This window comes from Siculibacillus lacustris (assembly GCF_004328075.1).
Taxonomy (GTDB): Bacteria; Pseudomonadota; Alphaproteobacteria; order Rhizobiales; family Ancalomicrobiaceae; genus Siculibacillus; species Siculibacillus lacustris.
This window is the reverse complement of record NZ_SJFN01000066.1, coordinates 1-8,673: the sequence shown is the minus strand read 5'-3', so window position 1 is coordinate 8,673 and position 8,673 is coordinate 1. Positions and strand designations below refer to the sequence as shown.

At 62.2% G+C, this 8,673-nt stretch carries 5 protein-coding genes and 2 pseudogenes; 2 read left to right on the top strand and 5 right to left on the bottom strand.

The window, feature by feature from the left end:
- Window positions 1-399 (top strand): annotated as a pseudogene (locus tag EYW49_RS22435) (hypothetical protein); the annotation flags it as partial.
- Window positions 400-769: 370 nt separating this feature from the next.
- Here EYW49_RS22435 and EYW49_RS22430 read toward each other — a convergent pair.
- The 4 genes from EYW49_RS22430 to EYW49_RS22415 all read right to left on the bottom strand — a co-directional run bounded on the left by EYW49_RS22430 (window position 770) and on the right by EYW49_RS22415 (window position 5,572).
- A complete protein-coding gene (locus tag EYW49_RS22430) occupies window positions 770-2,218 on the bottom strand; it encodes an HlyD family type I secretion periplasmic adaptor subunit (RefSeq protein WP_131311934.1) in 1,449 nt (482 codons plus the stop codon).
- Between the two features lie 12 nt (window positions 2,219-2,230).
- The gene (locus EYW49_RS22425) at window positions 2,231-4,348 is read right to left on the bottom strand and encodes a type I secretion system permease/ATPase (RefSeq protein ID WP_131311932.1); all 2,118 of its coding nucleotides are present in this window, start codon (window positions 4,346-4,348) and stop codon (window positions 2,231-2,233) included.
- Window positions 4,349-4,573: 225 nt separating this feature from the next.
- Entirely contained in the window at window positions 4,574-5,041 is a 468-nt protein-coding gene (locus EYW49_RS22420; RefSeq protein ID WP_131311930.1) for a hypothetical protein, read from the bottom strand.
- Between the two features lie 39 nt (window positions 5,042-5,080).
- Window positions 5,081-5,572 carry a hypothetical protein gene (locus EYW49_RS22415; protein WP_131311928.1) on the bottom strand — a complete coding sequence of 164 codons (492 nt, stop codon included), beginning with the start codon at window positions 5,570-5,572 and terminating at the stop codon, window positions 5,081-5,083.
- Between the two features lie 705 nt (window positions 5,573-6,277).
- Here EYW49_RS22415 and EYW49_RS22410 point away from each other — a divergent pair.
- Window positions 6,278-7,996, top strand: coding sequence for a C2 family cysteine protease (locus EYW49_RS22410; protein ID WP_131311926.1), 1,719 nt, complete (start codon window positions 6,278-6,280; stop codon window positions 7,994-7,996).
- Between the two features lie 465 nt (window positions 7,997-8,461).
- Here the strand turns inward: EYW49_RS22410 and EYW49_RS23185 are convergent.
- A pseudogene (locus tag EYW49_RS23185) lies at window positions 8,462-8,673 on the bottom strand (polysaccharide biosynthesis/export family protein); the annotation flags it as partial.

Here is an 8,673-nt window from a genome sequence, read left to right as displayed (position 1 = left end):
GTCTTCTTGCCCGGCGCCACCCACAAGCGCATCGCCGCATCGAGCGACGCCCTCGGCTCCCAGGCGATGATCGATCTCGTCCAGAAGGCCGCGACCGCCTTCGATCTGATCATCATCGACCTTCCGCCGATCGGCGCCGTCATCGACGCCGTCGCCGCCTCCCGCTTCATCGACGGCTACTATCTCGTCGTCGAATGGGGCAAGACCCCCCGCAGCGCCGTCCGCGACATGCTCATCGCCGATCCCGTCATCGCCGACAAGGCCATCGGCGTCGTCCTCTCCAAGGTCGAAATCGAACGCCTCAAAATGTTCGATGCCCACTCCTCATACGGATACTTCGGGCAATACCAATCGAGGTATTATGGGAATACACACGGAAGCTTAACTGAGAACGGCTGATCGAGATATACGCGGATTGCACCTACACACAAGCCTCCGTAATTATTTACTTTCTGTCGTCACTCGCGCGCGTGTCAGGAGGCTTCCGACATGACCTCGGGGCAAAATGGGCCGGGAAGCCACGTTGAAAATCGTGCTCGATGATCCCTTGCGAGATGTGTGTTTCGGATTTCTACTTGGCCTGACAGCGAGGTCGATCCGAGATCACAGTGACTCGGGATTTCCAAGAAGACAAAGCACGGTCCGTTAAACATGGCTAGCGAGGAAACGGGCCGATTTCGTCGCTGACGCCCGTTCCCCGATTGCGCATTCGGTCGCAGCTCTCGAGTTTTTCGATCGGGCCTTTTACCCAACCTCGCAAGATCCTTGTTTACCGCTCCCGCATCGCGTCGTGCGCAACTTCCCGCAGGGGCGAGAGCAAGTAGTCGATGATTTTGCGCCGGCCGGTGATCACCTCGGCCTTGACCGCCATGCCCGGCAGCAGCACTGCCGGCCGGCCGTCGACCTCGAACCCGTCCGTCGTCAAGGCAATACGGACCGTATAGCGGAGGCGTTCGCTCGCTTCGACGTAGTCGGTCGCGTCCGCCGTACGTTGCGATCCGTTGACCACTTTGGCATCGACCGGCGAGGCTTCGGCATCTCGGTCGACGGCAGTGACGGTGCCGCGCATCAGCCCATAGCGGGTAAAGGGATAGGCATCGATCTTCAATTCGACCGGCTGTCCGACTACGACGAATCCGACGTCGCGATTCTCGAGCACAGCTTCGACCTCGATGCCGTTGCTGGAAGGAACGATCGACAGCAATTGCTGAGCGGGCGTGACGACGTTGCCGACGTTGGTCGGGTGAACTTGCTGCACGGTGCCGGCGATCGGCGCGCGCAAAGTGAGGAGATCGAGCCGCCGCGTCGCCTTGACCAGAGCTTCCGATGCCGCGCGCGCGCGATCGACGGCCTTGGCGCGCTCGTTCATCGCGTTCAGACGAGCGTCGGCGATGGTCGTCGTCCGCTTCTGATCGAGACCGCGGATCGCCGCGTCGAGGGCGAGGATCTTGGACAGGGTGATGTCCAGTTCGGCGCGGGTTTCGATGGCGAGTTGCTGGCTCTCGAGCTTGGCGGGGATCGAAGAATTGCCCATTGCCGCGGAAGCACGCTTGATTTCAGCGCGTTGATCGACGAGCGGCAAGGTCTGGCGCAATTTGACTTCGGTCAGTTGGGGGGACAATCGATCGGCGACTCGTTGTTCCCGTTCGGCCGCGATGGCCGCGAGCTGCCCCGCCACGGCCGCGTTCTGCGCGCTCAGTTGCGCCTGGGCGCGGGCACGCTCTTGTTCCGACGCCGTCGCTACGGTTTCGAAGGGCGCGGTCGTGGCGCCGTCGAGAAACGCGGTAAACCTCAGTTCGTCGAGTTGGGCGGCGATCCCGTCGTTCGCGGCGCGATCGCGTTCGGCCCGCGCCGCGGTCTTGTCGAGTTCGACCAGCGCGTCGCCGGCGGCGACCGCTTGGCCGTCACGGACCAGAACGGCTTCGATGCTTCCGGTCTCGAACGGCTGGATGACCACGGTTCGGGTATGGGAGACCATCTTGCCCGAGGCGACGGCGACGATGTCGACCTCGCCGATCGAGGCCCAGGCAAGCGCGGCGAAGGCGGTGAGGACGATCGCCAAGAGAAGTCGTCGCCCCAGCGGATTGGGCGGGGTCTCCAAGACGGCCAGCGCAGCCGGCAGGAAGGCTCGCTCGTCGCGCGACGGCGTCACCGCTCCGGCGACGCGCAACCGCGGCTCGGCGGCAGGAACATGAGCGGTACGGGCCGGCGAGGGCATGGGCGGATCTCCTCAGCGACCAGTCGACTGAATTCGGTGCAGCCGCGCATAGCGGCCCTGGCGTTGTATCAACTCTTCGTGGGTGCCGTCTTCGACGATCCGCCCGCCATCGATCGTCAAGATGCGGTCGGCATGGCGGACCGTCGACAGGCGATGGGCGACGATCAGCACGGTGCGCCCGACGACGATGTCGCGCATGTTGGCCTGGATGACGCTCTCCGATTCGTAGTCGAGGGCCGAAGTCGCTTCATCAAAGATCAGGATGCGCGGATCACCGACCAGCGCGCGGGCGATGGCGATGCGCTGCCGCTGGCCACCGGACAGCGACACGCCACGCTCGCCGATCTGCGTGTCGTAGCCGAGCGGTGTACGCACGACGAACTCATGGGCACCGGCGAGCTTGGCTGCTTCGATCACTCGTTCGATCGGCATCGCCGGATCGGCGAGCGCGATGTTCTCCCGGACCGTCCGGTTGAACAGAATGTTCTCCTGAAGGACGACGCCGATCTGGCGGCGCAGCCACGATGGGTCGAGCAGCGTGGCGTCGGTGCCGTCGACGAGCAGTCGCCCGGCTTCTGGCTGATAGAGACGTTGCACGAGCTTCGCCAGCGTGCTCTTTCCCGAACCCGAAGCACCGACGATGCCGACGACCTGACCCGCCGGGACGACCAGCGACAATTCCTGCAACACCGGCGGCTGGTCGAGCCCGTAGCGGAAGGTGATCCGTTCGAATTCGATGCGCCCGGCGAGCGGCGGCCGGTCGGCACCCCCGCCCGAGCTCGACGGTTCGACCGGCGTGTTCAGAATATCGCCGAGCCGTTCAACCGAGAGGCGGACTTGGTGGAAATCCTGCCAGACCTGGACCAGCCGCAACACCGGCCCGCTGACCTGGGAGGCGAGCATGTTGAAGGCGACGAGTTCGCCGACCGTCAGGCGGTTGGCGATGACCAGACCGGCGCCGAAGAACAGAGTCGCCGCGCCAACGCCCTTGTTGATCAGATTGGCGAATTGGGTCGCCCAATTACCGACCTGAGTGGCGGCGAAAGAGGCCCCGACGTAACCCGCCAATTGCTCTTCCCAGCGCCGCTTCATCTGTGGCTCGACCGCCATCGCCTTGATGGTCTCGATGCCGGTGACGCCCTCGACCAGGAAGGCCTGGTTTTCCGAACCGCGCCTGAACTTCTCGTCCAAACGCTTGCGGAAGGCGGGGGTCGAGGCGAGCGACAGCAGCGCGTATAGAGGCAGGCTGCCGACCACGATCCAGGCCAGCGTCGGGCTGTAGAGGAACATCACCGCGATGAAGACCGAGCCGAAGGCGAGGTCGAGAACCAACGTCAGCGTCGAACTGGTGATGAACTGCCGGATTGTCTCGAGCTCGCGGACGCGGGCGACACTGTCGCCGACCCGGCGGCTCTCAAAATAGGCAAGTGGCAGGTGCAACAAGTGGTCGAACACCCGAGATCCCAATTCGACGTCGATGCGGTTGGACGTATGGGTGAAGAGATGGGTGCGCAGACCCGAAAGGAGCGCATCGAAGCAGGCGATCAGGACGAGCCCGCCGACCATCACCTCGAGTGTCGAGAAACCTCGGTGGACCAGCACCTTGTCGATGACGACCTGGAAGATCAGCGGCGTGGTGAGCGCGAAGAGTTGAATGACGAAAGAGGCGAGCATCACCTCGGCGAGGATGCCGCGATACTTGCCGATCGCTCCCCAGAACCAGCCGAGATCAAAGCGTCGACCGTCGGTGCCGAGGGCCGCGCGCTTGGCGATCAGGATCAGTTCACCGGTCCAGTCGCGGGCGAAACCCGCGAGGCTCACCAATCGCGGCGCCTGATCGGCGGCGCCCTGCAGCAACACACCTTCCTCTGACACCCGTCCGACGACGACGAAGTCGCCGGAGCGCATGCGAGCAATCGTCGGCATCGGGATGGCGGCGAGGCGCCTGACCGCGATGCGTTTGCGTTTGACCTTGACCGGGAAGGACACAGCGGCGCGCAACAGATCGTCGATATCGAGGGGCTTCGCCGAGCCGATCTCATGCTGGATTCCGGCCGGATCGGCGACGATGCCGAGCAGACGTAGCGCCAGCGCCAGAGCCCAAGCGCCGCTGTCGGTGCAAACTCGCATGGAAAGCCCCCCCTCCGTCTTCATCGGGAAAGTGGGGCATTCTCATTAGAGTCCGGTTAACACTGGCCCCTGTGAGTGTCGCTGTTCGCGGACCTGGAAACTTCCGGTCGACGGCGGGGCTCGGCCGCGACCAGAAGCCCCACAAAGGCAAATAAAACAAAAAGGCCCCGAAGGGCCTTTTGAATGTCGGCGTCCGCCATGGGGCGGACGCCGAAGAACGGAGGCTCAGATGGAGGCTCCGGCGTTGCGACGACGCATCGCGAAGCCGACCGCACCGAGAACCACCAAGATCGGAAGACCGGCACCGGCGATCGGACCCGGAGTCGAGTAAGTTACGACGGGATTAATGCCGGGAGTGCCGGTGGCAGGGTTAAAAACGTTATAAGCGTACACATCAACAGTGATCGACTTGGTTCCAAGATTACCGACTGTCACCAGCGCATCGAAGCTATTGCCAGTGATATCGTAGATTAAGGAATCGCTCAGCGTGGCAAGATTGCTGTAGCCAACTCCGCCGTTATAGATGCCACCGAACGCCGACAAGAAAACAGTATAATCAGTGATAGCGGTAGTATAGTATCCGCCACCATAGCCGGTCAACTCCAACGCCGCCAAGGGGTCGGGCGTCGCGTTCGCACCACCTCCGCTCAAGAGCATGACGCTCAGAGCCACTGCGCCCAAAAGTTTCTTCATAGGTCACACCCTCTATTCAAGCCGTTAAAACGAATCTGATCAAGCGCATTCCGCGCCGGTGGCCGTGGCGGAACGCCGCCGACGCTTCAACAACAGGCCGGCACCGAGCACGGCACCGAGCGGAAGCAGACCAACCCCGGCGAGAGGCCCAGGAACTGCGGCAAATGTCAGATGGGTCAGCGTGCCGGAGGTGGTGCCGGGCGCTACGATATCGATGGTACTCGCCACAGAGTTGAAGGTGAGCTGCGTGCGCCAAATCTCACCTCTCACGAGATGGCTGACCGACGCCTTACTGCCGCCGCCGAACGCCGAGAGGATTGCATCGTAAGCGCCCGACTGATGGCTGAGCGTCACCAAGTCCGCCTGGAAAGTCGCGAGCGACGTCAGCGTGGACTTGTAGAGCCCGGTCGTCACCGCACTCACGCCGAGCGCGCTATCAACATCGGCCGCCGTCAGGGCGGTCGCATTGGCCACTGAGGACATCAGCCCCAAACTGCCGCCCAAGGCGGCGATCAAAATAGCTTTCCGCATCTGGATACCCCTTTATATCGCCTACTGTGAATTCGAAATGCCCGCCGACCCGAGAGCGGCCGCCCACTCCCCTTAAACACTTATTTACCGTCATGCGTACGTAGAGTCAACGGACCTTGAGTCTAGTCCTGTCAGTCAAGGTGAATGCAGGCGGTCGCTCCGATAGGTTAGCCGCGGTGTGCGCTCGCGCCCGAACCGTGGCGGCGGCATTCACTCTGGTCAATCCGCACGCTCTGCCATTTTTCTACCATGGATTCGTCGCATTTCGGGGGCTTCCGGCACAATCGTGGCATTAACGTTGACACCCATGGCGATCCATGAAGGTCCGCCGCCGCAGACCTCGGGGTAGGCCGGTGATGACCGAGCGGCCTTCGACCTCGACGACGATCCGCCACCTGCGCGGTCAACCCGAGTTCGAAGCCGACGCCGGAGTCCCGGTCGCTGCGGGCTTTCGCCCACAGATCGCACACGCGGGAGCCAAAGCATTTCGCGCCGGTCGACATCGGCGAAGGACTTTCGTCGCTACATGCCGGCGGTTCCGCACGACAAGCGCTCAAATCCAGGCCCTTCAGCCGAATTCGTTCGAATGCGAAGAATTATACGAATTGGAAATACCAAACGGGAAGACGAGACCCGCCATAGTTCAGTTCGGTGTCCGAGTGCTCTTTCCGAGCGACCGCAAATTCGAACCGGGATCTCATCGCCATGTCACTCGCTCTCAAGGTCTCCGAACGATCGAAGTCGACGCGTACCGCGACTCAAGACTACTGGAGCAAGGACGACGGATGGACCGATTCCAACGGTGCGTCCGACGTCGCCTTCGGCCTCGACGCTTGGGGTAATTTCGCGGCTCAGGCACCACGCGACGCCGGCCCCTCGCCTTCGGTGTTCGGCCTGAGCGCCGCCACTGCGGCGACAGCCACCACGACGACCGCAACGACGGCAGCGACGACGACGATCGCCCCGGCAGCGGCCACCACCTCGACCACGTCGACGATCCCGCCTTGGGTTGCCACATTGAAGACGGCTTCGATCGCCACCGACATGCGTGCCGCGATCTCCAATGGAACGGTGACTTTCTCCGGTCTCACAAAGGTGTTCACCGATCTTGCGGCCACCTTGACATCCAGCGGAACCAAATTGACGGCAACCCAACTCGCCGACCTGAAGACGATCGTAGCCAACCTCGGCACCGGTGTGCAGACGTCGATCTACCTGACCTCGATCGCCAAGTCTCTGGTCACCGGATCGGCGAGCAACCTGACTTGGACCGGCGGCGCGGCGACATCGACGATCGTCGGCAATCTCTATGCCGGTTCGACCACCGGAACGCAGTTCACCGAGTTGGTCGGCAAATGGTTTCTCGGCACGGATCTGCCGAGCAGCAAGGTGACGATGGGCTCGACGACCTTCACCGTGTCCTATTCGACAGTCTCCAAGCCGCTGTTCGCCTCTACCGGGGCGAGCATGAGCGACGTCAACCAGGGCAACCTCGGTGACTGCTATCTGTTGGCGAGCCTCGCGGAAGTCGCCAAGCAAAACCAAAATCTGATCACATCGATGTTCAATGACAACGGCAATGGAACTTATGGCGTCCGCTTCTATGTCAACGGCACTGCGACCTGGGTGACGGTCAATTCCAGCCTCGCCAAGGGCGGCACCTTGTTCAACTCCGGTGCAGACCTGTGGGCGAGCCTCGCCGAGAAGGGCTACGCCCAACTCCAGGCCTCCAGCGTGGTGACCGGCAACTGGATCAATGCCGGCAACAGTTGGACGACGATCGGCAACGGCGGCTATGTCGAGTATGCGCTCGCCGAGATCACCGGTGCCTCCCAGATCACCGATTTCTGCGCCGCAGGAAAATCCTGGACCTGCAACGTCTATAATTCGAACCTGGCTCGGACCGGTTCGAGCGGTGGTCTTTCGACGGCGTCCGTTCTGTCGCTGCTGGTCGATGATCTCGCCAAGGGCTACGATCTGGTACTGACGTCACTGACCAATGCGCGCGACAGCGCCGGACGGGCGACACTGATCGCCAACCATGCAATGTCGATCTACGGCTACGATACTGCCACGAACATGTTGGAGATTCGCAATCCGTGGGGAACGGCGGCGGGGCAGACTTGGGCAACAACCTTCGAAGTCGGTTTGTCGACTCTGTTGACCGCCGGTGACATCATTACCGTAGACAACACCGCCAAGGTAACACTGACCGCGGCAACCGGCTCGACGGCGACGGCGGTGAAAGCGGTCGAATCCGAGACCTCGGGGACTTCTAGCCTCGTCGACACGACGATCACCGCGGCAGCAACTTCTTTTGTTCAGGCCCTCGCCACCGCCACCGCGGATACTGGCGCGACGAGTGTGAGCATCGGCCAACTCAGTTCGACTGCGGCCACGTCGTTGGCGACGCCGCTGAGCTGATCGGACCATTCACGAGAAACCGCGATGAAAGTCTACGATGAACCGATACCTGCGTAATTCTCTCGATTCTGACAAGTCATAGAGAGAATTACGTCGCGGCGGCAGCCGGTGCGACCGACTTCTTCGATGCGCCTCCGGACCCACAAAATTCGAAAGCTCACAACGCTTCTCACCGGGGCGACGACACGCCGACCCCGGTGGGAAAAAGCGGCCATGCCGCAGGTCCACTCGCCCCGTCTCGGCGCCAACCGCCCGTCCACTGATCAAACGCGATCCATTTGCCACGGCCTGCGCCGCCTGAGCATCTTCATTCCCGCGCCGACGACCACTCGCCTTGTGCTGGCGGGATCTCCATCTTTGGCCGATACCCAATGGCCGCACGAGCGGCTCCGAACTTGCGGATTGGGCTGCCCCTCGCCGATACCTGGCCTTGCCCCGTGTCTCGCGGTTACCGCCTGTCCCTGTTCACTGTCCGAGGGATTTTCCTGCGTTTCGTGCGGTTGCGAGGTTGGATGGGACGTTTGCGATCGTGTCGGAGGTGTTGTTGAGGAGTGTGAGGAACTTATAGAGTTCGTAGGCACCGGAGTTGGAGACGTAGACGACGTCCTTGTCGGCGAGTTGGAACTTCTGAGCGGCGAAGTAGCTCGCGGGGTCTCGCAGGTTTGCCTTTGCCTTGA